The organism is Paracoccus panacisoli (assembly GCF_042435015.1).
Lineage (GTDB): Bacteria > Pseudomonadota > Alphaproteobacteria > Rhodobacterales > Rhodobacteraceae > Paracoccus > Paracoccus panacisoli.
Map to the genome: position 1 here is coordinate 34,501 of NZ_JBHMQU010000004.1, position 26,377 is coordinate 60,877.

Annotated in this window: 20 protein-coding genes and 1 pseudogene; 10 read left to right on the top strand and 11 right to left on the bottom strand. The window is 71.0% G+C overall.

What is annotated here, in order from left to right; genetic code table 11:
- Positions 1-3: 3 nt before the first annotated feature.
- Both ACFHYO_RS00650 and ACFHYO_RS00655 read right to left on the bottom strand, forming a co-directional pair.
- A complete protein-coding gene (locus tag ACFHYO_RS00650) occupies positions 4-600 on the bottom strand; it encodes a LolA family protein (RefSeq protein WP_036708859.1) in 597 nt (198 codons plus the stop codon).
- Between the two features lie 137 nt (positions 601-737).
- Positions 738-1,961 carry an FAD-dependent monooxygenase gene (locus ACFHYO_RS00655; protein WP_394317595.1) on the bottom strand — a complete coding sequence of 408 codons (1,224 nt, stop codon included), beginning with the start codon at positions 1,959-1,961 and terminating at the stop codon, positions 738-740.
- A gap of 217 nt (positions 1,962-2,178) precedes the next feature.
- Between ACFHYO_RS00655 and ACFHYO_RS00660 the strand changes: the two genes are divergently transcribed.
- The 3 genes from ACFHYO_RS00660 (at position 2,179) to ACFHYO_RS00670 (ending at position 7,531) form a co-directional block, all read left to right on the top strand.
- Positions 2,179-3,507, top strand: a complete 1,329-nt coding sequence (locus ACFHYO_RS00660; RefSeq protein WP_394317597.1) for an amidase — start codon at positions 2,179-2,181, stop codon at positions 3,505-3,507.
- A gap of 159 nt (positions 3,508-3,666) precedes the next feature.
- Positions 3,667-4,848, top strand: a complete 1,182-nt coding sequence (locus tag ACFHYO_RS00665; protein WP_394317599.1) for an aminotransferase class I/II-fold pyridoxal phosphate-dependent enzyme — start codon at positions 3,667-3,669, stop codon at positions 4,846-4,848.
- Between the two features lie 4 nt (positions 4,849-4,852).
- Positions 4,853-7,531, top strand: coding sequence for a DNA translocase FtsK (locus ACFHYO_RS00670; RefSeq protein ID WP_394317601.1), 2,679 nt, complete (start codon positions 4,853-4,855; stop codon positions 7,529-7,531).
- Between the two features lie 4 nt (positions 7,532-7,535).
- Here ACFHYO_RS00670 and ACFHYO_RS00675 read toward each other — a convergent pair whose 3' ends face one another.
- On the bottom strand, positions 7,536-9,119 hold the full coding sequence (locus tag ACFHYO_RS00675; RefSeq protein WP_394317603.1) for a S1 family peptidase: 1,584 nt from the start codon (positions 9,117-9,119) through the stop codon (positions 7,536-7,538).
- 248 nt (positions 9,120-9,367) lie between these two features.
- On the opposite strand from ACFHYO_RS00675, the gene ACFHYO_RS00680 reads away from it, so the two are divergent.
- On the top strand, positions 9,368-10,138 hold the full coding sequence (locus ACFHYO_RS00680; RefSeq protein WP_394317605.1) for a DUF2268 domain-containing putative Zn-dependent protease: 771 nt from the start codon (positions 9,368-9,370) through the stop codon (positions 10,136-10,138).
- 68 nt (positions 10,139-10,206) lie between these two features.
- Positions 10,207-12,402, top strand: a complete 2,196-nt coding sequence (locus ACFHYO_RS00685; protein ID WP_394317607.1) for a catalase — start codon at positions 10,207-10,209, stop codon at positions 12,400-12,402.
- Positions 12,403-12,536: 134 nt separating this feature from the next.
- On the opposite strand, the gene ACFHYO_RS00690 is transcribed toward ACFHYO_RS00685, so the two are convergent.
- The 4 genes from ACFHYO_RS00690 to ribA all read right to left on the bottom strand — a co-directional run bounded on the left by ACFHYO_RS00690 (position 12,537) and on the right by ribA (position 17,121).
- Complete coding sequence (locus ACFHYO_RS00690; protein ID WP_394317609.1) at positions 12,537-14,099, bottom strand: alkaline phosphatase D family protein; 1,563 nt, start codon at positions 14,097-14,099, stop codon at positions 12,537-12,539.
- 113 nt (positions 14,100-14,212) lie between these two features.
- Positions 14,213-15,376 (bottom strand): nucleotide sugar dehydrogenase, encoded by a 1,164-nt coding sequence (locus ACFHYO_RS00695; protein WP_394317611.1) that lies wholly within the window; start codon positions 15,374-15,376, stop codon positions 14,213-14,215.
- Between the two features lie 147 nt (positions 15,377-15,523).
- Positions 15,524-16,063, bottom strand: coding sequence for a L,D-transpeptidase family protein (locus tag ACFHYO_RS00700; protein ID WP_394317613.1), 540 nt, complete (start codon positions 16,061-16,063; stop codon positions 15,524-15,526).
- The gene (gene ribA / locus ACFHYO_RS00705) at positions 16,063-17,121 is read right to left on the bottom strand and encodes a GTP cyclohydrolase II (RefSeq protein WP_394317615.1); all 1,059 of its coding nucleotides are present in this window, start codon (positions 17,119-17,121) and stop codon (positions 16,063-16,065) included. Before ribA ends, ACFHYO_RS00700 begins: the two co-directional genes overlap by 1 nt.
- Before the next feature lie 148 nt (positions 17,122-17,269).
- On the opposite strand from ribA, the gene ACFHYO_RS00710 reads away from it, so the two are divergent.
- A complete protein-coding gene (locus ACFHYO_RS00710; protein ID WP_036708835.1) occupies positions 17,270-17,956 on the top strand; it encodes a response regulator transcription factor in 687 nt (228 codons plus the stop codon).
- 36 nt (positions 17,957-17,992) lie between these two features.
- Here ACFHYO_RS00710 and ACFHYO_RS00715 read toward each other — a convergent pair whose 3' ends face one another.
- Together ACFHYO_RS00715 and ACFHYO_RS00720 are read right to left on the bottom strand one after the other, a co-directional pair.
- Positions 17,993-18,562, bottom strand: coding sequence for a DUF421 domain-containing protein (locus ACFHYO_RS00715; protein WP_394317617.1), 570 nt, complete (start codon positions 18,560-18,562; stop codon positions 17,993-17,995).
- Positions 18,552-19,556 carry a glutathione S-transferase family protein gene (locus tag ACFHYO_RS00720; protein ID WP_394317619.1) on the bottom strand — a complete coding sequence of 335 codons (1,005 nt, stop codon included), beginning with the start codon at positions 19,554-19,556 and terminating at the stop codon, positions 18,552-18,554. Before ACFHYO_RS00720 ends, ACFHYO_RS00715 begins: the two co-directional genes overlap by 11 nt.
- Positions 19,557-19,596: 40 nt before the next feature.
- Between ACFHYO_RS00720 and ACFHYO_RS00725 the strand changes: the two genes are divergently transcribed.
- The gene (locus ACFHYO_RS00725) at positions 19,597-20,388 is read left to right on the top strand and encodes an exodeoxyribonuclease III (protein WP_394317621.1); all 792 of its coding nucleotides are present in this window, start codon (positions 19,597-19,599) and stop codon (positions 20,386-20,388) included.
- Between the two features lie 76 nt (positions 20,389-20,464).
- Here ACFHYO_RS00725 and nhaC read toward each other — a convergent pair.
- A pseudogene (gene nhaC / locus ACFHYO_RS00730) lies at positions 20,465-21,982 on the bottom strand (Na+/H+ antiporter NhaC).
- A gap of 316 nt (positions 21,983-22,298) precedes the next feature.
- Complete coding sequence (locus ACFHYO_RS00735; protein ID WP_394317623.1) at positions 22,299-24,404, bottom strand: PhoX family protein; 2,106 nt, start codon at positions 24,402-24,404, stop codon at positions 22,299-22,301.
- Positions 24,405-24,612: 208 nt separating this feature from the next.
- Here ACFHYO_RS00735 and trxA point away from each other — a divergent pair, with 208 nt between their 5' ends.
- The 3 genes from trxA to ACFHYO_RS00750 are packed head-to-tail and all read left to right on the top strand — an operon-like array spanning position 24,613 to position 26,376.
- Positions 24,613-25,521, top strand: a complete 909-nt coding sequence (trxA, locus tag ACFHYO_RS00740) for a thioredoxin (RefSeq protein ID WP_394317625.1) — start codon at positions 24,613-24,615, stop codon at positions 25,519-25,521.
- A gap of 16 nt (positions 25,522-25,537) precedes the next feature.
- The gene (locus tag ACFHYO_RS00745; protein ID WP_394317627.1) at positions 25,538-26,170 is read left to right on the top strand and encodes an LON peptidase substrate-binding domain-containing protein; all 633 of its coding nucleotides are present in this window, start codon (positions 25,538-25,540) and stop codon (positions 26,168-26,170) included.
- Positions 26,171-26,217: 47 nt separating this feature from the next.
- A complete protein-coding gene (locus ACFHYO_RS00750) occupies positions 26,218-26,376 on the top strand; it encodes a Trm112 family protein (RefSeq protein ID WP_074826286.1) in 159 nt (52 codons plus the stop codon).
- The last annotated feature ends 1 nt before the right edge of the window (position 26,377 follow it).

Below are 26,377 nucleotides of genomic sequence, written 5' to 3' on the forward strand. Positions count from 1 at the left end.
GCGTCACTTGCGCCGCGCGGCCTCGTTGTTGATCGAGAACTTCGAGGGCTGGATCGCCACGCCCTTCTGCATCTGACCCAGGATCACCGTCGTCCGCTTGCCCTTGTCGTCGGTGACGATCCACTGGCGCAGCTCGGTCGGGTTGGCGGTGAACACCATCTGGATGTTGCCGTATTCGGGATGCGCCGGGTCCTGCGCCCGCACGATCGTCGTGTTCTTCTTCTCGCTGTGCGCCGTCACCATCCCCGACCGGCCGAGGTTCACGTTGTCGGCCAGGATGATCGACAACGGCGTCTTGGACAGCGGATACTGCTGGGCGCCGGTGTTCGACTTCTTGTCGAAGACCGCGACCTGCCCGCCCGAGGCGAGGACGAGCGTGTTGTCGCCCTTGTACTCGAACCGCACCCGGCCGGGGCGCTGGATGTAGACCTTGCCCGGCGTCACCGAGCCGTCGGCGTTCACCTGGCTGAAGTCGGCGACCACGGTCTTGAGGCTGTTGAGGTAGCGGCTGACCTCGTTGAGGGGGATCTTCTCGGCCGCCGCCGGCAGGGCGAAGGCGAGGGCGAAGGCGGGCGCAAGTGCGAGAGAGCGAAGGTTCATGATGGGATCATACCGCCTTTCCAAAGGGTTGCACGTCACGAATAAGGGACGGAGGCGGCCACGAACGCTCGCGTGCAAGTGAGGGTTCCGGGGGCTTGCGCCGCGCCCGCGCCCGACAGGGGCCGAGGGCTGCCGGCCTAGAGCGGCTGCCCGGCCAGCAGCCGAGGCATCGGGTCGAGCGTCAGACCGGCCGCCTGCCGCATGAAGGCGCGGCGCAGCGGCGGGATCGCCGTGACCGCCCCCATGCCCAGGCCCCGCGCCGCGCGCAGCACCGGGTTGGCGTTGGAAAACAGCCGGTTGACCGTGTCCATCCCGAGCCCCAGCGCGGTCGCGTCGAACCGCCGCCAGCGCTGGTAGCGGTCGAGCACGTCGGGGGCGCCGATGTCCTCGCCGCGGCGGGCGGCCTCGACGACGACCTCGGCCAGCGCCGCCACGTCGCGCAGGCCGAGGTTCAGTCCCTGCCCGGCGATGGGATGGACGCCGTGCGCCGCATCGCCCACCAGCGCCACCCGCGCCGCGACATAGTGATCCGCGAGGCTGAGGCTCAGCGGATACGAGAAGCGCGGCCCGGCAAGGCGGATCTCGCCGAGGAAGTCGCCGGATCGGGGCCGCAGCACGTCGAGGAAGCGGGTGTCGTCCAACGCCGCGATGGCTGCCGCCTGCGCGGCGGGCGCCGACCAGACGATCGAGCTGCGGTTGCCCGGCAGCGGCAGGATCGCCAGCGGCCCCTCGGGCATGAAGAACTGCCACGCGGTGCCATTGTGGGGGCGGTCGTGGTCCACCGCGCAGACCAGCGCGGTCTGGCCGTAGCCCCAGCCGCGCCGGGTGATCCCGGCCCGCGCCGCCACGCCCGAGCCGCGCCCGTCGGCGCCGACGAGCAGCCGCCCGGTCAGCACCGCGCCATCGTCCAGCGTCACCGCAACATGGCCGGGCCAAACCTCCTGCCCCGTCACCTGCCGGCCCGGCAGATGGGTCACGCGGCCCGCCATCGCCTCCATCAGCGCGGCGTAGAGGAAGCGGTCCTCGAGCATGTGCCCGACCGGCCCCTCTTCGATCTCGGCGGAATCGAAGACGAGGTGGAACGGCCCCGCCCCGTCGCCCGCCTCGCCCTGCGCGGCCTCGACCTTGAGGATCGGCTGCGACTTGGCCGCGAGCCCGCCCCACAGGCCGAGCGCGGTGAGAAGCCGGCGCGAGGCGAGGGCCAGCGCATAGGCGCGCCCGTCGAAGTCGTCGGCCGCCCGCGCCTGCGCGGGCCGCGCGTCGATCACCGCGACCGAGAGCCCGGCCCCCGCCAGCGCCAGTCCCAGCGCCGGGCCGTTCAGCCCGCCGCCGACGATCAGGATATCGTGGTCCACTGTCATGGCGGGCACCCTATCCGGCCCGCGCGGCGCGGTCCATGCGGCAGGGTGGCCGCCTAGACCCCGAGGGCGCGCGGGTGGCACGGCCGGATGCCTCCGGCGGGGATATTTGGGTCCAGCCCGAGGAGAGGCGGCTGGGGCTGCGGCGCCCCATTGCCCCGCCCGGCGCGGGGCTCTACCGTCCGCGCGTCTCAGGGCGTGCGGCAGGACGGGGGCGGGGATGGATTGGCTCAAGGCGAGCGCCACGGAACAGGGGCGGGCGATCATGGCGGGGCTGGTCAGCCCGCTCGACCTCGTCGAGGGCTATCTCGACGCCATCGCCCGTGCGCCGCTTGCGCCCCGCATCTATGCCCGGCTGACGCCCGAACGCGCCCGGGCCGGCGCCATAGCCGCCCACGACCGGGTGCGGGCGGAACTGCGGCGCGGGCTGCTCGACGGCGTGGCGCTGAGCTGGAAGGACAACGTGGACAGCGCCGGCGTCGCCACCGAGGCGGGCTCGCTGCTGCTCGAGGGGCGGGTGCCGGACAGCGATGCGGCGGTGCTGGCCACCGCCTCGGCGCAGGGGGCGCTGTGCCTCGGCAAGACCCACATGACCGAGCTGGCGTTTTCGGGGTTGGGCCTGAACCCGCCGGTGGCGACCGTCCCGAACGCCTTTGACCCGCAGCTCGTGGCCGGCGGCTCGTCGGGGGGCGCGGCAGTCTCGGTGGCGATGGGGCTGGCGGCGGCGGCGATCGGCACCGACACCGGCGGCTCGATCCGCCTGCCGGCGGCGTGGAACGGGCTGGTCGGGTTCAAGCCCACCCCCGGCGCCGTGGACATGACCGGGATCGTGCCGCTCTGCCGGCGCTTCGACGTGGCCGGGCCGCTGGCCCGCACCGTCGAGGATTGCGCCGCGCTCTACGCCCTCATCACCGGCGACACCGCCCCCGACCTGCGCGAGGCCGGGGCGGCGGGGCTGCGGCTCATGGTGCTGGACGGCGTGCCCTTCGACGACGCCCGCGACGCGCCCGTCGCCGCGTTCGAGGAGGCCTGCGCGACCCTCGCCCGCGCCGGGGTGCAGATCACCCACGCCGCGCCCCCCTGCGTCGCCGAGGCCATGGCGCTCTCGCCCACCCTCTTCGCCCCCGAGGCCTACGGGCTCTGGCGCGACCAGATCGAGGCGGCGCCCGAGCTGATGTTCCCGCCGATCCTCGAGCGCTTCCGCGGAGGCAAGTCCGTCACCGCCGCCGACTACGTCGCCGGGTGGGCGACGCTCGACCGGCTGCGCCGCGACTGGGCGCAGGCCACCGCCGGCTTCGACGCGGTGATCCTGCCCACCGCCCCGATCCTGCCGCCCGAGATCGCCCGGCTCGAATCCGACCCGGCGTTCTTCGCGTCCGAGAACCTGCTCGCGCTCAGGAACACGCGGATCGGCAACCTGATGGGCCTTCCGGCCATCACCCTGCCCACCGGGCGGCCCGCCTGCGGGCTGATGGCGATGGGGCGCGCGGGCGACGACCGCCGCCTGCTCAGGACCGCCGCCGCGCTCGAGGCGGCGCTGCACGGCTGACGCGCCTTCTCCCTGATGCAAATATCCTGGGGGAGGCGCCGCAGGCGACGGGGGCAAAGCCCCCTTTTCGCCTGATTCGCCTTTAACTGGACGCACCCCGGCAATCCCGATACTCTGCAGCCCAACGGGGCGGCACGATCCCGTGACTGTGAGGCAGCGATGAATTCACCCGAGCGGTTCGCGAACCTGCCGGATTACGCCTTTCCGCGCCTGCGGAAGCTGTTGGCCGGGCTGACCCCCGCCGCCGACCCCATCGTCATGACCATCGGAGAGCCGCGTCACGGCATCCCCGACTTCGTCGCCCCGCGGCTGGCCGAGACGGTGGCCGAGCTGGGCAAATACCCCCCGAACGACGGCACGCCGGAGCTGCTCGCCGCGATCTCGGGCTGGATCCGGCGCCGCCACGGCATCGAGGTGGGGCCCGAGCGGATCACCGCGCTGAACGGCACCCGCGAGGGGCTGTTCAACGCGGCCCTCGCCCTCTGCCCCGAGACGAAGGGCGGCGAGACCCCCGCGATCCTGATCCCCAACCCGTTCTATCAGGTCTACGCCGTCGCCGCCGCCGCGGTCGGCGCCCGCGCGGTGTTCGTGAACGCCACCGCCGAGACCGGCCACCTGCCCGATTTCGCCGCGCTCGACGCAGCCACGCTCGACGCCGCCGCGATCTGCTATCTCTGCTCGCCCGCCAACCCGCAGGGCGCGGTGGCGGGGCACGATTACCTCGAACGGCTGATCGAACTGGCCGAGCGGCATGATTTCCTGATCTTCGCCGACGAGTGCTATTCCGAGATCTGGCGCGACACCCCCCCGCCCGGCGCGCTCGCCGTGGCCGAGGCGATGGGGCTGGCGCACCGGGTGATGATGTTCAACTCGCTCAGCAAGCGCTCGAACCTGCCCGGGCTGCGCTCGGGCTTTGCCGCGGGCGCGGCCGACGCCATCGCGCGGTTCCGGGTGCTGCGCAGCTACGCCGGCGCGCCGATCCCCCTGCCCCACCAGCGGGTCAGCGAAACCGCCTGGGCCGACGAGGATCACGTCACCGCCAACCGCGCGCTCTACCAGCAGAAATACGCCATCGCCGACCGCGTCCTCGGCAATGTGCCGGGCTATTTGCCCCCCGAGGGCGGGTTCTTCCTGTGGCTGCCGGTCGAGGATGGCGAGGCCGCCGCCCGCCGCCTCTGGGCCGACGCCGGGGTGCAGGTGCTGCCCGGCGCCTATCTCTCTCGCGAGACTGACGCCGGGAACCCCGGTGCGGGCTATGTCCGCGTCGCGCTGGTGGGACCGGCGGCCGAGACCGAGGATGCGCTGACCCGCATCCGCGACACGCTTTACGCAAGGGGGTGAGATCATGGCCAGCTGGCAGGCAAAGCACCGCGATCCGCTGTTCGACCAGACCACCCAGGCGGCGCTGGAACGGCGCGGCAAGGAAGTCGTCGGCGCGGGGCTCGTGGTGCTGGCGGTGGTGCTGGGCATGATCCTGATCTCGTGGTCGCAGAACGACCCCGGCATCGGCACCGCGACCGACCAGGTGGCGCAGAACCTGCTGGGCCGGTTCGGGGCCTATGTCGCCTCGGCGCTGGTGATGATCGTAGGCTTCGGGGCGTGGGTGCTGCCGCTGGTGGCGCTCGGCTGGGGGCTGCGGCTGATGCTGCACCGGGGCGAGGATCGGCTGATGCGCGGCCTCTTTACCCCCTTCGCGGTGGTGCTGGCCTCGGTCCACGCGACCGCGATGGTGCCGCCCGGCGACTGGACGCAGGCGCATGGCCTGGGCGGGCACCTGGGCGACATGGTGATGGGCGGTCTGATCGGGCTGATGCCGATGGCGCCCGCCGTGGCGCTGAAGGTGATGGCGCTGCTGACGGCGATCGCGGGAGTGGCGGTGACGGCCTTCGTGCTCGGCTTCGACCGGCGCGAGATGATGGGGATCGGTCGGTTCCTCGCCACCGGGCTTGCCACCGCCTACGACCTTGGGATGACGGCGATCGGCCGCGGCGCCTCGGCCTCGGTCGCCGGCGCGCGCGAGCTGCGCCGCCGGGCCGAGGAACGCCGCCGGAAAAACGCCGCGGGGGCGGACGCCGAGGCCGTGACGGCCGACGTGCCCGCCGCCCCTGAGGGCAAGCCGGGCCTGCCCGCCGGCTTGCTCGGCCGCCTGCGCCGCAGCAGCGCGCCCGAGGAGATCCCGCCCTCGGAACTGGTCGAGACCGCCCCCGATTACGACGACAGCGACGGCCCCGACGCCGCCGAGGTCAGCGCCCGGATCAGCGACGCCATCCGCCACCGCGCCGAGGCCGATGCCGCCCGCGACGGCGGCCACGACCCGGCGCAGGACGCGGGACACGGCGACGCCCCCTCCCGCTCGGTCCTTTCGGCGGTGACCGCGCGGCTGACGGGGCGCGCCCAGTCGGTGCCGCCCGCCGCCCCGACCGACACCAGCCGCGTCGTCATGCCGCCGATGCGCAAGCCCAACCCCTCGCGGCAGGCGGTGGCCGAGGCGCAGCCGAGCCTCGCCTTCGACAGCGCCGCCAACGGCTATGAAAAGCCGCCGCTCGCGCTGCTGGCCGCCCCCGGCACGGTCGAGCGGCACACGCTGAGCCAGGAGGCGCTGGCCGAGAACGCCCGGATGCTCGAGGCGGTGCTCGACGACTACGGCGTCAAGGGCCAGATCACCGCGGTCCACCCCGGCCCAGTGGTCACGCTCTACGAGCTGGAACCCGCGCCGGGCCTCAAGGCGAGCCGCGTCATCGGCCTGTCGGACGACATCGCGCGCTCCATGTCGGCCCTGTCGGCGCGCGTCTCGACCGTGCCCGGCCGCACCGTGATCGGGATCGAGCTGCCCAACCAGCGCCGCGAAAAGGTGGTGCTGCGCGAGATCCTGTCGGCCCGCGCCTTCGGCGACACCTCGATGCCGCTGCCGCTGGCGCTCGGCAAGGACATCGGCGGCGAGCCGGTGGTGGCGAACCTCGCCAAGATGCCGCATCTGCTGATCGCCGGGACCACCGGCTCGGGCAAGTCGGTGGCGATCAACACCATGATCCTGTCGCTGCTCTACAAGCTGACGCCCGAGGAATGCCGGCTGATCATGATTGACCCCAAGATGCTGGAACTCAGCGTCTATGACGGCATCCCGCACCTGCTCTCGCCCGTGGTGACCGACCCCAAGAAGGCCGTGGTGGCGCTGAAGTGGGTCGTCTCCGAGATGGAAGAGCGCTACCGCAAGATGTCCAAGATGGGCGTGCGCAACATCGAGGGCTACAACGGCCGCGTCGCCGAGGCGCTCGCCAAGGGCGAGATGTTCCGCCGCACCATGCAGACCGGCTTCGACGAGGATACCGGCGAGCCGGTCTTCGAGACCGAAGAGTTCCAGCCCGAGAAGTTCCCCTACATCGTCGTCATCGTGGACGAGATGGCCGACCTGATGATGGTCGCGGGGAAAGAGATCGAGGCCTGCATCCAGCGCCTCGCGCAGATGGCGCGGGCCTCGGGCATCCATATCGTGATGGCGACGCAACGCCCCTCGGTCGACGTCATCACCGGCACGATCAAGGCGAACTTTCCGACCCGGATCAGCTTCCAGGTCACCTCGAAGATCGACAGCCGCACGATCCTCGGCGAACAGGGGGCCGAGCAGCTGCTGGGCATGGGCGATATGCTGTACATGGCCGGCGGCTCGCGCATCACCCGCGTGCACGGGCCGTTCGTCTCGGACGAAGAGGTCGAGGAGGTCGTGAACCACCTCAAGTCCTTCGGCCCGCCGCAGTACATGACCAGCGTGGTCGAGGGCGGCGAGGACGAGCGCGAGGCCGAGATCGACGCGATCCTCGCCACCGACGGCTCGGACGACGTGCTCTACGATCAGGCGGTGGCGATCGTGGCCAAGGACCGCAAATGCTCGACCAGCTACATCCAGCGCAAGCTGGCGATCGGCTACAACAAGGCCGCGCGGCTGGTCGAGCAGATGGAAGAGCAGGGCGTCGTCAGCCCCGCCAACCACGTCGGCAAGCGCGAGGTTCTGGTGCCGGAGGTGTGAGGCGTCAGTTCTCGCAGGTGATGAACCGCGTGTAGGCCGCCCCCTGCCGGGCCAGGTCCTCGGGCGCAGGCGGCTCGCCCGCGGCGCCGGTGCGGGGGGTGACCCCCTGCTCGGACAGGAACAGCTTGGCGATCTCGCCCCGGATCGCGAAGTTGACGTTCTGGGGGATGTCGCCCGTCTCGCTCGCCGTCACAATGGCGTCGAGCTTCGAGACCACCACCCCCACCACCTGCCCCAGCCCGTTGACCACCGGCCCACCCGAGTTGCCGGGCTGCACGGGGGCCGAGATCTGCATCACTCGGCTGTCGCCGCCCAGGCCCCGCTGCGAGGTGACCGAGCCGCGCGTGACGTTCAGCCCGCTCAGGATGCCGGCGAGCGGGTACCCCAACACCAGCACGTCCGAGTTGAGCGGCGCAGGATTGGGCGCAAAGCTCGCCACCGTCTCGACCGGGGCATCGGTGCGGACCAGCGCGAGATCGAGGTCGCGGTCAGCGGCCAGCAGCGTGGCCGGCTTGCCCTCGACCGCCAGCCGCGCGCAGTCAGCGGCGACATGGGCGTTGGTCAGCACATGGCCGTCGGGCGAGACGACGAAGCCGGTGCCCGAGCCCGAGGTGCGGACGGCCGCGGGTTCGGCGTCCGGCGCAGCGGCGGCCGCCTGCGCCGGCGTCGGATCGGCCCCCGGGCCCGGCGCGGGGCTCCCGGCGGCGGCCCCGGCGTCGGCGGTGACGGGGGCGGTCGCCTGCGACCCGCCGGGTGCCGGCAGGGCGGGCGGCTGCGTCATCGCCTTGCGCACGTCGTCCTCGATCCGGCTCTGGGCCTGCCGCTTGTCGGGGTCGGCGGCCAGCACGGCGGCGAGGCTGACGAAGCCCGTGCCGATCTCGCCCTCGGGCGGAAAGGCGAGCGGATCCGAGCGACCTTTGGCGATGCTGGCCGAAACCGCGCGCAGGATGCCCTCGTCGGGTCCCTCGGCCGACAGCATGAAGGTCGCCCATCCGCCGTCGCGCGCGTCCGAGCGGGTGTAGAGATGCAGCCCGGACCGGGTGGTCACCGCGGTGATGGCCACGTTGTCGCGGCGCAGCAGGTAAGGCTCGTCCGGCCCCGCCTCGCGCAGCGTATAGTCGTGCAGCCGCTGCGCCTGCGCCACGTCGCCGAAGGTCAGGGAATAGCCGAGCGAGCTGGCCGAATGGTTGAAGTTGATGAAGTTGTCAGAGGGCGCGCCGTCCCGCAGCCGGCCGGCCGGGACCATGATCGTCATGTCGAGCGAGGGCATGTAGCGCATCTCCCACCCGTCGCGCTCCATCTGCTCGGAGGCTGAAGCGGCGTAGACCAGCGTGGCCCAGACGGGGATCGGCGTCGTGACGCCGAAGGTCGCCAGGGTCGCCTCGAGCGCGAGTTGGCTCGCGCTGCCCCAGGCCCCGTCAAGCAGCCCGGTGTAGGTTCCCGTGAACGCCATCGCGGCCTGCAGCGTCCGCTTTTCCTGCCGGGCGAGCTGGCGGGCGTCGAATTCCTCGACCAGTTCGTCGGCGGTGTAGGCGTGCAGCGAGCCGGCCACGCCGAGATACGCCGCACAGATCAACGCGAACCTCATCGCCCCCTCCGCCGCATGAACCGCCCGCAGGATGTGGCAGGGCCGTTCCACTGGTCAACCGGTGCGGTCCGTCAAAGTTGAGGGGTCGTGTTCCGTTCGACGCGGGGCGCGCGGCCCGGAGGCGGCGACGCGTCGGGGGCCGGCCAAGGCCACACTTACCGGCGCCCCCCGGGCGGATCGCCGCCCGCCCGGGCCGCCGCCTGCCGCCCACCCGTTGGCAACCTCGCGCCCCTCGCCGATAAGGCGGCATGACCTACTACCAGCTTCACCCCCTCAATGCGCGCCACGGGCTGACCGCGGTGCTGCCCGGCCTCAGGGCCACGGTCGCCGAGGCGGTGCGGCTGACGCAGGCCCACGCCGCGCTGCCGGACTTCGACGTGACCGTGCGGGTGGACCCGGATCGCTGCATTCCGGGATGGGGCGTCGGCGGCCTCGCGCCCGCGCCGGGGGTGATCGAGATCGCGCTCATCCCCGACCTCTGCACGCCCGAGCGGCTGATCCGCACGCTGGTGCACGAATTCCACCACCTGATCCGCTGGGACGGGCCGGGCTACGGCCGCACGCTCGGCGAGGCGCTGGTGAGCGAGGGGCTGGCCGGGCAGTTCGTGTGCGAGGTGCTGGGCGGCCCGCCCGACCCGTGGGACCAGACGCCGGTGGCGGAGGGGCTGGCGAAGCGGGCGATCGCCGAGTGGTCGCGGCCGGGCTATGACCACGGCGCCTGGTTCTTCGGGCAGGGTGAGATGCGGCGCTGGGTGGGCTACGGCCTCGGCGCCCGGATCGTGGCCGAGGCGCTGGCCGCAGCGCCCGACGCGACTGCCGTCACCCTCGCCACCGCCCCGGCCGAGCAGTTCCGCCCGGTGCTGCGGCGCCTCGCCTCACGCGCGGCCGGGGGCGAGACGGCGGCCGAGGACGAGGCGGTGGATGGGGACGGGGAAGGCGCGGCATCCCTCTCTGAGCAAACAAATATCTCCTCTCCCGCCGACGCGGCTGGTGAAACGGAACGGCCCGCGCCGCGTTGAAGGTTGAAGGCCCGGTGCGCGGCGCGCGCCGGAGACCCGAGGATTCACGCCAACGAGGATGCACGCGCATGGCCAGCCACGACGACGCCCGCCCCCCGAAAACCGCAGCCGATACCCCGAACCCCGCCCCGAACCCGGCCCAGGTCCCGGTCCACGAGGACACCAACTCGACCCCGGTGACGGCGCAGTATTCCGCCGAGACCGGCAACGGCGGTGAGCCGCAGCAGCTGACCTCGGACCGTGCCACCCGGCTGACCACCAACCAGGGCATCCCGGTTTCGGACAACCAGAACAGCCTGCGGATGGGGTCGCGGGGGCCGACGCTGCTCGAGGATTTCGTGCTGCGTGAAAAGATCTTCCACTTCGACCACGAGCGCATCCCCGAACGGATCGTCCACGCCCGCGGCTCGGCCGCGCACGGCACGTTCGAGGTGACCAAGGCCATCCCCGAGCTGACCCGCGCGGCGCTTTTCCAGAAGGCCGGCAACCGCTGCGACGTGTTCGCCCGCTTCTCGACCGTTGCCGGCGGGGCCGGCTCGGTGGACACGCCGCGCGACATCCGCGGCTTCGCCGTCAAGTTCTACACCGAAGAGGGCAACTGGGACCTCGTCGGCAACAACACCCCGGTGTTCTTCATCCAGGACGCGATGAAGTTCCCCGACCTCGTCCACTCGGTGAAGATGGAGGCCGACCGCGGCTATCCGCAGGCGGCGTCGGCGCACGACACCTTCTGGGATTTCGTCTCGCTGATGCCCGAGACGCTGCACAACGTCATGTGGGCGATGTCCGACCGGGCCATCCCGCGCAGCCTGCGGTTCATGGAAGGCTTCGGCATCCACACCTTCCGCATGGTCAACGCCGAGGGCAAATCGACCTTCGTGCGCTTCCACTGGAAGCCGCGGCTGGGCGTGCAGTCGCTGATCTGGGACGAATCGGCCAAGCTGCAGGGCGCCGACAACGACTTCCACCGCCGCGACCTCTATGAGGCGATCGAGGCGGGCGGCTATCCCGAATGGGACTTCGGCATCCAGGTCATCGACCCCGAGTGGGCGGCCCGTCAGCCCTATGACGTGCTCGACCCGACCAAGCTCGTCCCCGAGGAAGAGTGCCCGGTCCAGCTGATCGGGACGATGACGCTGAACCGCAACCCCGACAACCACTTCGCCGAGAACGAGCAGGTCGCCTTCTGCCCGTCCAACGTGCCCCCGGGGATCGACTTCTCGGACGACCCGCTGCTGCAGGGGCGGCTGTTCTCGTATCTCGACACCCAGAAGTCGCGGCTCGGGACGGCGAACTTCCACCAGCTGCCGATCAACGCGCCGCGCTGCCCGATGCACAACTTCCAGCGCGATGGGATGATGCAGATGCAGCTGCCCAAGGGCCGCGCCAACTACGAGCCGAACTCGCTCGACAAGGCGGGCGAAGTGGGTGGGCCGCGGGCCGACGCGCGGGGCGGGTTCCGCACCGTGCAGACCGCGACCGACCTTGGCAACGACCCGTCCGAGGGCAAGCTGCGGATCCGGGCCGAGACCTTCGCGGACCACTACAGCCAGCCGCGGATGTTCCTGCGTTCGCTGTCCCAGCCCGAGCAGAACCACGTCGGCGCGGCGATCACCTTCGAGCTTTCCAAGGTGACCCTGCCCCACGTGCGTGAGGCGGTGCTGGCCCAGCTGCGCAACGTGGACAAGGATCTGGCCGCGACCGTCGCCCGCGGGCTCGGCGTCGATCTGCCGGCCGCCGCGCCGACCGACCGGCCCGCGGTGGACCTGCCGCCGTCGGACAAGCTGTCGATCCTCAAGCAGGGCGTGCCGGCCCCCAAGGGCCGCAAGCTCGGCATCCTCGTCGGCGACGGCGCCGATGCGGCGGTGGTCAAGTCGCTGAAGGCCGAGGCCGAGGCCGCGGGCGCCACGGTGATGGTCGTCTGCCAGAAGGTCGGCGGCGCCAAGCTCTCGGACGGCTCGGTGCAGGAGGCTGACGGCCAACTCGCCGGCACGCCCTCGCTGGTCTTCGACGCGGTGGTGATCACGACCGGCAAGGAAGGCTTCGACAAGCTGATCGACGACCCCGCCGCGCTCGAGTTCGCCGGCATGGCGTGGAGCCATCTGAAGGCGCTCGGCCTCTGCCCCGGCGGGCGCAAGATCCTCGCCAAGGCGAACGGGGGCGAGGATGCGTTCACGCTCGACCACGCCGACGCCAAGGGCGTGGTCGCCAAACTGGCCGACCGCGCCTGGGACCGTGAGCCCGCGCTGCGCCCGAAGCCCTGATCCAACCCACATCTCAAACGACGAGGGGCGCCCCGACCGGGCGCCCCTTTCCTCATTCTCCCTTGCGGAAATATCCCGGGGTGAGCCGCGCGCCCCGCGCGCGGCGAGGGGCAGCGCCCCTCCCCTTTGCGGCCTCAGGCCCGCACAGGGTCCAGCACCGTGGACCACAGCTCGGTGTTGCCCACGTCCATCAGCCGCACCTTCATCTGCTCGGTCGCCGCATCGATGTCCACGAGGCCGAAGAACTGCATCCCCTCGCTCGGCGGCAGGTTGGGCCGCTCGGCGCCCGGCGCCTTCACGAACTTCACCTCGGGGCCGAAGGTGCGGTCCATCTCGCCCGGGCCGAAGCTGCCGGCGTGCAGCGGGCCGGACACGAACTCCCAGAACGGGGCGAACTCCTGGAACTCGGCGCGCTCGGGGCTGTACTCGTGCGCCGCGGTATAGTGCACGTCGGCGGTCAGCCAGACGGTGTTCGTCACCTTCTGGTCGCGGATGAAGCGCAGCAGGTCGGCGATCTCGAGCTCGCGCCCCTTGGGGCTGCCGTGATCGCCGTTCGCCACCGCCTCGACGCCGCGCTTTTCCTTGGCGTTGTCCCAGACGATGATCCCGATCGGCATGTCCGAGGCGATCACCTTCCACGTCGCGGTCGAGGCCTTGAGCGCCCCCTTGAGCCACTCGATCTGCGCCGCCCCCAGAAGGGTGGTGCCGTCCCCGGCCTCGGTCTGCATCCCGGCGTCGTTGGCGTCGCGGTAGGACCGCAGGTCCAGCATGAAGATGTCGAGCAGCGGGCCATAGGCGATCTTGCGGTAGATCCGGCCCGGCTCGGCCGGGGTATAGCTGATCGGCGTCATCTCGTGGAACGCCTGCCCCGCCCGCGCCGCCAGCAGCGGGATCGACTTCTCGGTGTAGCGGTCGTCGGCCGACAGGTCCTTGCCCGGCGACCAGTTGTTGGTCACCTCGTGGTCGTCCCACTGGTAGAGGAACGGCACGCTGGCGCAGAACGCCTGCACGTGCTCGTCCATCTGGTTGTACTTGTAGCGGCCGCGGAACTCGTCGAGCGTCTCGGCCACCTTCTCGACCTCGGGGATCAGGACGGTGTTCTTCCAGACGCCGCCGGCGTGCTCCTGCTCGGGCTTCATCGGCCCGTCGGCATAGATCGTGTCGCCCGAGTGGATGAAGAAATCCAGCTCGTGCTGGCCCATCGTGGCGTAGGTCTTCATCCCCTCGGGGCCGATCCCCCAGCCCTGCCCCGCGGTGTCGCCCGACCAGCCGAAGCGGATATTGCGCTTTTCGGTGGGCGCGGTGCGGAACCGGCCGGTGATCGGCTGGCTCACGGCGTTGAGGTCGCTGAGGTCGGCGGCGGTGAAGCGGTAGAACACCTGCTGGTCGGGGGCCACGCCGTCCACGGCGCATTTCACCGTCAGGTCGCTCGCCGGCAGCGCGTTCAGCACCGCCACCCGGCGCGCGTCGGCGAAGCTTTCGGTGGTCGAGACCTCGAGCAGCACCCGCGACGGGCGGTCCACGCGGGTCCAGACCATGCCGCCCGCGGCGTGGGCATCGCCCGACTGGACGCCATGGCTGAAGACGGGGGCGGTGCCGGCGCGCAGGATCGCCGGCAGGGCGAGGACGCCCGCGGCGGCGGTCCCGGTGGCCAGGAGACCGCGCCGGGTCAGGCGCGGCAGGATGAGAGAGGACATGGGCGGAGGCTCCCGGTCAGTGAAGGGGTTGAGGCCCCCGGGTGCCAAGCCAAGGTGACAGGCGCGTGGCGCGGGCGTGTCAATCGCGTGTCAGCGCCCGCTCCCTCGGTCGCTCAATCCCCGCCGAAGAGATCGCGGGTGAAGACCTTGTCCGCGACATCCTCGAGGTCGGCCGACATCCGGTTGGCGATGATCAGGTCGGCGCGGGACTTGAAGTCGGCGAGGTCGTTGACCACCGGCGAGTTGAAGAAATGCGGCTCGTCCAGCGCCGGCTCATAGACGATGCAGGGGATGCCCTTGGCCTTGACCCGCTTCATGATCCCCTGGATCGAGCTGTCGCGGAAATTGTCCGACCCCGCCTTCATCACCAGCCGGTGCACGCCGACGCAAGCCGGGCGGCGGGCGATGATGAGGTCCGCGATCACGTCCTTGCGGGTGCGGTTCGATTCGACCACCGCCGCGATCAGGTTCTGCGGCACCGTCTCGTAGTTGGCCAGCAGCTGCCGGGTGTCCTTGGGCAGGCAGTAGCCGCCATAGCCGAAGCTCGGGTTGTTGTAGTGCGACCCGATGCGCGGATCGAGGCACACGCCCTCGACGATCTGCCGCGCCTCGAGCCCCTTGGTCAGCGCATAGCTGTCCAGCTCGTTGAAGAACGCCACCCGCATGGCGAGGTAGGTGTTGGCAAACAGCTTGATCGCCTCGGCCTCGGTCGAGCCGGTGAACATCACCGGCCCGCAGGTCTCGGCGCCCGCGGTCAGCAGGTCGGCGAAGCCGTGCGCCGCCGGGGTCGTGTCGCCGACGATGATGCGCGAGGGGTGCAGGTTGTCCCAGAGCGCACGCCCCTCGCGCAGGAACTCGGGCGAGAACAGGATCGCGTCGCTGCCATGCTCGGCCCGCATCCGCGCGGTGAAGCCGACGGGCACGGTGGACTTGACCACGACCGTCGCCCCTGGGGCGAAGCGGCGAGACAGCGCGATGACCTGCTCGACGCTCGCGGTGTCGAAGCGGTTGGTGCGGGCGTCATAGTTGGTGGGCGTGGCGACGATGACGTAGTCGGCGTCGCGGAGCGCCTCGGCCGGGTCGAGCGTCGCCGTCAGGTCCAGCGTCTCGCGGGCGAAGAAGGCGCTGATCTCGGCATCCTCGATGGGCGAGCGGCGGGCGTTGACGGCGTCCACGCGGGCCGAGTTCACGTCCAGCGCCACGACCCGGTTCGCCCGCGCCAGCAGCACGGCCAGCGACAGGCCCACATACCCAAGACCGGCAACCGCAATCTTCATCGCATCAATCCCCACGTTTTGCCCGGCCCTGTTGCACCTCAAGGGCCCAGCAGGCAAGGGCCAGACGCCCCCGCAGCGACGTCACCGTGCCTCTTTCCGGCCCCCCTGCACGATCGTCAGGCCCCCGGCCTCGCCCTCGGGCTGGACCTAAATATCCCCGCCGGAGGCTCCCGCCCCCGACACCCGCGGTACCCGCCCGGCCAGCGCGGGCGGCACCTCCAGCCGCGTCCCCGGCCCCGCGCGTTCCGCGAGCCAGCGCAGATCCGCGCGCCCCATCGCGATGCAGCCCGCGGTCGGATAGCCCGGCCGCCGCCACTGGTGCAGGAAGATCGCCGACCCCGCGCCGGGCCGCGCCTCGGGCCAGTTCCAGTCGGTGACGAGGATCAGGTCATAGAGCGGATCGGCCCGCCGCAGCGCCTCGTGGCTGGCCGCGAAGGGGGCGCGGACGGCATGGTTGTAATCGGGATGCGCGGGGTCGTCGCACCACAGGTCGCCCGGCCCGATCGGCTCGGCCCAGGGCGCGGGCGCGGCCATGCGGTCGGGGCGGTAGAGCAGCCCCACGATCCGGTGCGTGCCCGCGGGCGTCGCGCCGTCGCCCTCGCGCTTGGCGGTGGTGACCCCGCCGCGCCCGACCGAACAGGGCAGCACCCGGCCGAAGGCCCACAGCCCCGCGGGCGTCAGCCGCATCACAGCAGATGCCCCGACTTGTCGCGCTTGACCGCCAGATAGGCGTCGTTCCAGCGGTTGCGGCCGACGAGCAGCGGCACGCGCTCGACCACCTCGATCCCGTGGCTCTGCATCATCTCGACCTTGCGCGGGTTGTTGGTCATCAGCCGCACCGCCGAAAACCCCAGCCGCCGCAGCATCGCGGCGCCAAGGCGGAAGTCGCGCTCGTCATCCTCGAACCCCAGACGGTGGTTCGCCTCGACGGTGTCGAACCCCTGCGATTGCAGGTCATAGGCGCGCATCTTGTTGGCCAGCCCGATGCCCCGCCCCTCCTGGTTGAGATAGAGCAGCACCCCCTCGCCCGCGCCGCCCATCGTCGTCAGCGCCGCGTGCAGCTGCGGGCCGCAGTCGCATTTCAGGCTGCCCAGCACGTCGCCGGTGAAGCAGGCCGAGTGCAGCCGCGCCAGCACCGGCAGGTCGCGGCGCGGGGCGCCGATCTCGACCGCGTAATGCTCGATCCCGCCGTCGTCGGGGCGCAGCACGTGCAACCGCGACCGCTCGGCCGCGGCCAGCGGCAGCCGGGCCGAGGCGACCGGCGCCAGCCCTGTCTCGGCCGCAAGCTGCGCCAGCGTCGGGCCGGGCGGCAGCCGGGTCAGGCCCTCGGGCGCGGCGGCCTCGACCATCACCATCGCCGGCAGCAGCTCGGCCGACTTGGCGAGCGCCAGTGCGGCGCGATGCGGCGTGGTGTCGCCGTCCCGGTCGGTGAACAGCGGCCCCTTCATTGGCATCCGCAGGTCGTCGGCCGGATCGGCCACCGCGCGCAGCCAGGACACGTCGGCCTCGACCGGGACGCGCACCCGGGCGAGGTCGCCGTCATAGGCCCGCGCCTTCAGCGTCTCGGCCCGCCGCCCGGTCACGGCCAGCACCACCGGCCCGAGCGCCCGCAGGTCGGCCAGCCGCGCCGGCGACAGCGTCTCGACCGAGGCGCCAAGCCAGCCGCCGAACCCCACCGGCAGGCCCACGCGCAGATCGGCGCGGGCGCGGCTGATGGTCTCGGCAAGGGTGGGGATCAGGCTCATGGCGCCTTGGCCGCAGGGCAAATCATGAAACATTCCGTAACATAACCCCGCCCGGCGACAACAGGATGTGAGAAACATTGCAACCCGCTGGACCCCGCGCCGCCTGCCCCCATGTTGCACCCGAGACGCTCATCAAACGGAGGGCCCCATGGCTGGTCTGAAGAAGATCCTGCTGGTCGACGACGAGGACGACCTGCGCGAGGCGCTGGCCGAACAGCTGGTCGCAACCGAGGATTTCGACGTGTTCGAGGCCGCCTCGGGCGCCGAGGCGGTGGACAAGACCAAGGGCGCGATCTTCGATCTGGTGGTGCTGGACGTGGGCCTGCCCGACACCGACGGGCGCGAGCTCTGCAAGCGGCTGCGCAAGCAGGGGGTGAAGTGCCCGATCGTCATGTTGACCGGCCACGACACCGACGCCGACACGATCCTGGGGCTCGATTCGGGCGCCAACGACTACATCACCAAGCCGTTCAAGTTCCCGGTGCTGCTGGCCCGGCTGCGGGCGCAGCTGCGCACCCATGAGCAGTCCGAGGACGCGATCTTCCAGCTCGGGCCCTATACCTTCAAGCCGGCGATGAAGATGCTGATCGACGCCAAGGACCGCAAGATCCGGCTGACCGAGAAGGAAACCAACATCCTCAAGTTCCTGTATCGCGCGCAGGACGGGGTGGTGGCGCGAGACGTGCTCCTGCACGAGGTCTGGGGCTACAACGCCGGGGTGACCACGCACACGCTGGAAACCCACATCTACCGTCTGCGCCAGAAGATCGAGCCGGAGCCGTCGAACGCACGGCTGCTGGTCACGGAGTCGGGCGGCTACCGGCTGGTGGCCTGACCCTCGCGCGGGCGCCCGGCCAACGGGCGCCCGTCCCTACCGCTGGCTCAGGTGCGCGGGGCCGAGGCCCTTGGGCGCGACGACACCATCGAGCGCCATGAACCGGTCACCCGCGCCTGCGAGCGGCGCACCGGCCCCTTCATCCGCGCCGACGACGCTGAACGACCCGTCCGTCTCGAGCACGACGGCCCGCACGCCCTCGAGCGAGGTCCGCCCGGCGGCCCGCAGCACGCTGCGCAGCTCCTCGACCGCCACCCGCTCGCGCTTGAGAGCATCGGGCAGGACCCGCCCCTCCCACGCCAGCAACGCCGGCTCGGACGCGACGAGGGCGCGCACGCGCTCGGACCGGACCGCTGCCCAGGCGATCACGAACTGCAACCCGCACAGCACGACGAAGGCGGCGATCGCCTCGGCCAGCGAGACGTTCTCGTCCAGCACCGCCGCCGCGAGGACCGAGCCGAGCGAGACCGTGACCACCAGGTCAAAGGCGTTCATCTTGGCCAGCGTCCGCTTGCCGGTGATCCGCAGGATCACGATCAGCCCCGCGTAGCCGAGCACCCCCATGACGAGGACGCGCCCCAGCTCGTCCCATCCGTCAAACAGCATCGTCGGCCCCGCCGCCGATGGCGTCGCGCCCATGCGGCGCGTCCCAGTCGATCACCGGATTGATCGGGATGATGCCGTATTTGTTCAGGTCCGGGTGGCTGCGGTAATAGTGGTTCACGATGTGGTCGTGCCGCACCGTCCCGGCCACGCCGGGGATCTGGTACAGCTCGCGCGTCCACCCCCAGAGGTTCGGATAATCCCGCAGCCACGCCCGGTTGCAGCGGAAATGCGTGTGATAGACGTTGTCGAACCGCACCGCGCTGGTGAACATCCGCCAGTCCGCCTCGGTTAGCCTGTCCCCGGCGAGGTAGCGCTGCCGCGACAGCACCTCGTCGGCCCAGGCCATCGTCTCGAAGACCGGCCCGACGGCCGCGTCATACGCCTCTTGCGTCGAGGCGAAGCCGGCCTTGTACACCCCGTTGTTGAAGTTGTCGTAGACCCGGGCGTTGACCTCGGCCACGCGGTCCGAAAGCGCCTCGGGGCAGAAGGTCAGGGTGCTGCCGGTTAGCCCGTCGAAGGCGCTGTCGAACATGCGGATGATCTCGCTCGATTCGTTCGAGACGATCGTGCCGCGGGCCTTGTCCCACAGGATCGGCACCGTGGCCTTGCCGGTCATGTCCGGCCGCGCCCGCAGGTAGATGTCGCGGACATGCGCCGCACCCAGCAGCGGGTCGCCCGTCGCGCCGGGGAAATCCGTCGCAAAGCTCCACCCGTCGCGGCCCATCAGCGGGTGGACGACCGACAGGCCGATGAGCCCCTCGAGCCCCTTGAGCGCGCGGAAGATCAGCGTCCGGTGCGCCCAGGGGCAGGCGTACGAGACATAAAGGTGATAGCGCCCGGCCTCGGCCGCGAACCCGCCCTCGCCCGTGGGGCCGGGGCGGCCGTCCGGGGTGATCCAGTTGCGGAACCCCGCGTCCTGGCGGCGATAGGCGCCCTCGCCCTCGGCGGCGCCCACGCTGCCATAGACCCATTTCCCGTCGACGAGCTGGTTCATCGGCTTTCCCTTTCCCTGCCCGCGGGCTATCCCGCCCCCCATGTTCACCATCGCGACCTGGAACATCAACTCGGTCCGGCTCAGGGCGGGGCTCGTCACGCGGCTGCTGTCCGAGGAAGCGCCCGACATCCTCTGCCTGCAGGAATGCAAGTCGCCGGTCGAGAAGATCCCCGCGCAGCTCTTCCACGACGCCGGCTACCGCTGGATGGTGGCGCGCGGGCAGCGCGGCTACAACGGCGTGGCGATCCTGTCGCGGCTGCCGATCGAGGATGCGGGCGACCGCGACTATGCGCGGCTCGGCCACGCCCGCCACGTCGCGGCCCGGCTTGAAAACGGGGTGACGATCCACAACCTCTACGTCCCGGCCGGGGGCGACATTCCCGACCGCGAGGTGAACCTCAAGTTCGGCCAGAAGCTCGATTTCCTGACCGAGATGCGCGACGCCTTCCACGCCGACCGGCCGTCGCGCTCGATCCTCGTCGGCGATCTGAACATCGCCCCGCGCGAGGATGACGTCTGGTCCCACAAGGCGCTGCTCAAGGTGGTGAGCCACACCCCGGTCGAGGTCGAGCACCTGCTCTCGGCGCAGGACGCGGGCCACTGGGTGGACATCACCCGGCAGGACATTTCCACGGGCCCGCTGTTTTCGTGGTGGAGCTATCGCAACCGCGACTGGGACGCCTCGGACCGCGGCCGGCGGCTGGACCACATCTGGGCCTCGGCCGACATCGCCGCCGCGGGCCACGCGAGCCGGGTGCTGCGCCCGGTCCGCGGGTGGGAGCAGCCGAGCGACCACGTGCCGGTGGTCGCGGCGTTCGATCTGGACGTCTGAGCCGGTCCTTTCGTCAGCCCGGAACGCGAAAGGGGGGCGCAGGACGCCCCCCCTTGTTGGCCCCACGATGGCGCGGTCAGTGCTGCCGCGTCGGGTCGTGGGTCACCCGCTCGATCTCGGCATCGGCCGCATCGCTGTCGGCCAGCGCGTGATCGCCGAGGTCCATCACCGTCTCGCCCGTCTCCTCCCACGTCGCACGCTCGGCGTCGGACGCGCGGGGGCTGAAAAACCCGGTGATGGCGTAGAAGATGCCGATCAGCGGCGAGATCCAGCAGGCGAAGGACAGCGGGATGTACATCAGGTCGCCCAGATTGCCGTCCATCACCCCCAGCCCAAGGGCCGAGATCACGAACGCCCCGCACGCGTTCCACGGGATCAGCGGCGACATCATCGTGCCGCCCTCTTCCACCGCGCGGCTGAGGTTCAGCGTCGAATACCCCATCCCGCGATAGAGCGGCGAGAACATCCGCCCCGGCAGCGCGATCGAGATATAGGGGTCGCCCGCGACCATGTTGGTGGCGAACGCCGTGCCGATGGCCGAGGTCTGGACGCCGGCGAACGACGTCACCCGCGCGATGATCGCCTGGATGATCGCCTCGAGGCAGCCGGTGCGCTCGAGCGCGCCACCGAAGCCCAGCGCGATGAGCATCAGCGAGATGGTCCACATCATCGACTGGATGCCGCCCTTGTTCAGCAGCGTGTCGATCTCGGCGATGCCCGTCTCGGTGCGGAACCCGTCGTTGGCCTAGCTGAAGACGTCGTGCAGCCCCGCGCCCTGATAGAACATCGCCACCAGCGCCCCGAGCAGCACGTCGGCAAAGAGCGACGGCAGCGGCGGCTTCTTCATCAGCGCGAGGATCAGCACCGCGAGCGCCGGCAGCAGCGGGATCAGCCCGAGCTGGAAGTCCTGGTCAAGCCGGGTGGTGATGCGCTCGATGCTGGCGAACGAGGTGTCGGCGGGCTCGATCAGCGCGTAGCCCGCGACGGCATAGATGGTCAGCGCGATCAGCATCGCCGGCACGGTGGTCGGCATCATGTTCTTGATGTGGTCGAAGACGTTCTGGCCGGTGACCGCCGGGGCGAGGTTGGTGGTGTCCGACAGCGGCGACACCTTGTCCCCGAAGAACGCACCCGAGACGACCGGGCCCGCGGTCCAGACCGGCGGGATGCCGAAGCCCGCGCCGATCCCCATGAGCGCAAGACCGATGGTCCCGACTGTGCCCCAGCTCGTCCCGAGCGAGACCGAGACGACCGCGCACAGCACCATCGCCGCGGCGAGGAAGATCTGCGGCGTCAGCACCGTAAGACCGTAATAGATCAGCGTCGGCACCGTCCCCGAGGCGATCCAGACCCCGATCAGCATCCCGACGACGATCAGGACCGACAGTGACGGCATCGAGACGTGAATGACGTGAAAGACCCCCTCGCGGATATCCATCCAGCGCTGCCCGCGCAGCACGCCCAGCAGGCCGGTGAAGGCGAGGCCGAGGATCAGCGGGATATGGGGGGTGAAGTCGTTGTAATAGAAGAGTTGCAGGGCCAGCAGGCCCAAGGTGACGATGATCGGCAGTATCGCCAATCCGAGCGACGGCAGGGTGCGCGGCCCGGTGTCCTGAACGGTTGCATCCGTCAAGCGGTGGCTCCTCTCGTTAGGTCATTGAGGTTGACCCTATAGCGGAAAGATCACGTTCTGGCTACCTTGCAGGGAAACCGCAGGTCGGCCCTGCCGGTTCCGGGCCGGGATTCGCGAGGGTCCGATAGGGTGGATCGTGCGGCCCTGAGGCTCCACGGTGGGGAATGGCGGCCCGCACCGGCTCACGGCGAGGGCGCCGCTGGCACCGCCTCCCGGTCCCCGAAACGGAAGCGGCGGACCCGCAGGCCCGCCGCCCCCGTTGCGGATCAGGTCAGGCTCAGGCCCCGATCACGCCGCCGTCGTCGCGGGTGATGACCAGCGTGACCGAGCGCGGGATCGCGCCGTTCCCGTCCGGGTAGCTCGAGCTGAACTTGCCGGCCGCATAGTCCTCGGGCGACGTGGTGGCGCCGGGGTGCTGCAGGCCCACGAACATCGTCTTCTGGTCGGGGGTGGTGATGACGCCCGTCACCTCCTGCCCGATCGGGCCGGTCAGGAAGCGGCGGATCTCGCCAGAGCGCGGGTCGGCGCAGAGCATCTGGTTGTTGCCCATCTGCTCCATGTCGCCCTTGTACATGTTGTCCTCGCCGATGTCGGTCTGGATCCACAGGCGCGAGTCGGCGTCGAACCACAGCCCGTCCGGGCAGGCGAAGATGTTGTCCTCGCCCAGCGCCTCGCCGGTGAAGACCCGGCTGGTGTCGGCGTCGCCGGCGATCACGAACAGATCCCAGGTGAAGGCGGTCTGCGCGTGGTCGGCATCGCGGTAGCGCCAGCGGACGATCTGGCCGAACTGGTTCTTGGCCCGCGGGTTGACCGGATCGACCTTGGCCTCGGTGCGCTTGGTGTTGTTGGTGAGGGTGAAGTAGACCTCGCCGGTGTTCGGATCGACCGCGCCCCACTCGGGGCGGTCCATCTTGGTCGCGCCGGCGAGGTCGGCCGCCGCACGGGTGTTGACCAGGATCTCGCCCAGGTCGGCGAAGCCCGCCTCGGGCGTCAGGCCGTTCTCGCCCGGCGCCAGCGCCAGCCACTCGCCCGACCCATCGGGGTTGAAGCGCGCGACGTAGAGCGTGCCCTCGTCGAGGATCGAGCCGTCCGTCACGCCCTTCTGGAACGGCGCCTTCGACACGAACTTGTAGATGTACTCGAACCGCGAGTCGTCGCCCGAGTAGCAGACCACCGGCTTGCCCTCGACCGCCGGGGCGAAGACCACGCCCTCATGGCCGAAGCGGCCGAGGTGGGTGCGCTTGACGGGCTTCGCGTCGGGCTTGAACGGGTCGATCTCGACCATCCAGCCGAACTGGTTCGGCTCGTTGCGATAGTCCTCGGCGGCCGACGCGCCCTTGGTCGAGGCGTCGAAGCGGATGTATTCGTCCGCGCCGCCCGCCGCCTTCTCCCACCCGTAGCGGCCGTTCTTGCCGGCGACCACGCCATAGCGCTTGAGCTCGCGCGGCAGCTTCGGCTCGCCGTTCTCGGCGTCGTGGCTGGTGAAGTAGCCCGCCCAGTTCTCTTCGGCGGCCATGTAGGTGTTCCACGGCGTCACGCCATGGGCGCAGTTGTTGATCGTGCCGCGGGTCTTGTCGCCGTTCGGGGCGTATTTCGTGACCAGCAGCTTCGAGCCCTTGGCGGGGCCGGCGATGTCGATCTCGGTCAGCGCGGTGATGCGGCGGTTGTGGGCGTCGGCCACCGGCGCAAAGGCGCCGTCCGCGCCCTTGGTGATGCGGTAGACCGAGACGCCGTGGGCGTTCATTTCCTTCAGCACGTGGTCGTCGGGGCGGGTCTCGCCGTCATAGACCACCTCGTCCGACTCGAGCGCCCGGCCCTTGTAGGCCTCGGCGTGCAGGAAGCGCGGCTCGATGTATTCATGGTTCACGACCAGCAGCCCGTCGTCGGACGAGCCATCGATCGGGAAGAAGTGCATCCCGTCGTGGTGCATCCCGGTCTGCATCGCCTGCTCGGCCCCGGTGTTGGCGCCGGGGCGGAAGGCCGGCATGTCGCCGAGGATCGGGGTGCCCCAGGCGCCCAGCGTGCGGACGGTGTAGCCCTCGGGGACGACGACCGTGTCGCCCATCCCGACCGAGACGGCCTTGAAGCCCAGCAGGCCCGGGGTCGGCGCGGCGGTGGCGGTGGCGCCGGCGACAGGGTTGCCGCCCGCGGTGGTGGTCTGGGCCAGCGCCCCGCGGGTGCTCAGCCCGGTGCCGAAGACGCCAGTGACGGCCGCGGCGAGCCCGCCGAACAGCACGCTGCGGCGCGAGGCGCGGGCGGTTTCCACCACGTCGTAGAAGGTCGGGTTGGCCGAGGTGTTCGACAGCCCCTCGTCACCCGGCTCGAAGTCCGGCGATTGGGTGGGATCGGCGTAATCCGCCTCATAGTTCATGTCGTCGCGCATCGGTGGCTCCGTTCGAATGGCGTGGACTGGCGTTGCGGGGCGGTCATGCCCCCGCCGCATGACGCGGGGATGGCAATCGCGCGACGGTTTCGTGACAGGCCGCGCCCCCCTGCCGCCCCCCGGGCGTCGTGGCCGCCCGCCGCGGCGGTCTTTCCCTTTCGCCGCCGAGACCCCATATTGCCGCCGAGTTCGCGCAATGAGGTTCCCCATGCTGTTCGGCGACACCCCGGCCGCCCCCGCGCCGTCGGATTTCATCAAGGACGTGTCCGAGGCCGATTTCATGGCCGAGGTCATCGACGCCTCGATGCAGGTGCCGGTGATCGTCGATTTCTGGGCGCCGTGGTGCGGCCCGTGCAAGACGCTCGGCCCCGCGCTCGAGGCCGAGGTGGCGCGCCACAAGGGCCGGGTGCGGATGGCCAAGGTGGACGTGGACAAGAACCAGATGATCGCCGCGCAACTCCGCGTGCAGTCCATCCCCACGGTCTTCGCCTTCTTCCAGGGCCAGCCGGTCGACGCCTTCCAGGGCGCGCTGCCGGCCAGCGAGATCAAGAAGTTCGTCGAGAAGCTCGTGGCGCTCGGCGGCGACGACGGCGGCTTGGGCGCCGCGCTCGAGGCGGCCGAGGCGATGCTGGCCGAGGGGGCGGCGGCGGACGCGGCCGAGACCTTCGACGCGATCCTCGGTGAAGAGCCCGAGAACGCGCAGGCCTGGGGCGGGCTGGTCCGCGCCCGGCTGGCCGCCGGCGACGCCGACGCGGGCGACGCGGCGCTGTCCGCCGTGCCCGCCGCGGTGGCCCGCACCGCCCCGGTCGAGGCCGCCCGCGCCCAGCTCGCGCTCGCCCGGCAGGCTGCCAACGCCGGCCCCCTCGCCGATCTCGAGGCCCGCGTCGCGGCCGATCCGGCCGACCATCAGGCCCGGCTCGACCTCGCCACCGCGCTGCACGCCGCGGGGCGCGTCGAGGAGGCCATCGACCAGCTGCTCGAGTCGTTCCGCCGCGACCGCGACTGGAACGACGGCGCCGCCAAGGCGCAGCTTCTGACCATCTTCGACGCGCTGCCGCCCACCGATCCGCTGGTGCAGAAGGGCCGCCGCCGGCTCAGTTCGCTGATCTTTGCCTGAGCCGCGGCGCCTGACGATGGCCCCCGGCACCCCGCCCTTCCCCGACACGCTGCCGCTGTTCCCGCTGCCCGGCGCGGTGCTGCTGCCGCGCACCCGCCTGCCGCTGCACATCTTCGAGCCGCGCTACCTGCAGATGATGGAGGACGTGCTGCGCTCGGGCGACCGGCTGATCGGGATGATCCAGCCGATCGGCGAGGGGCTGGCCGCGGTGGGCACCGCCGGCCGGGTGGCGATGTTTTCCGAGGATGACGACGGGCGGATGATGATCTCGCTGCGCGCCGTCTCGCGCTTCCGGCTGGTCGAGGCGCTGGACGGCTTCACCCCCTACCTGCGCGGCAAGGTGGACTGGGCGGGCTACGGCGCCGACCGCCGCGGCGCGGTGCCCGACGACCCCGAGTTCGACCGCCCCGCCTTCATGGAGCGGCTGGGCCGCTACATGGCCGCGCGCGACCTTTCGACCGACTGGAACGCGGCGGAGGAGGCGGGGGACGAGCTGCTGGTCAACTCGCTCTCGATGCTGTTGCCCTTGGGGGTCGAGGAAAAGCAGGCGCTGCTCGAGGCCGCGACCCTGCCCGAGCGGCGGGCGATCCTCGACGGGCTGATGGAATACGCGCTGCGCGGCGGCGACGACGAGGAGAGGCTGCATTGACCGACACCCACCCCGACGCGGCCCCCCGCCCCGCCTTCGACCGCCATATGCTCGAGGCGCTGGTCTGCCCGGTGACGCACGGGCGGCTCGACTATGACGCCGCCCGGCAGGAGCTGGTGTCGCGCACCGCCGGGCTCGCCTTCCCGATCCGCGACGGCATTCCGATCATGCTGGTCGGCGAGGCGCGGCAGATCAAGGCGGGCTGAG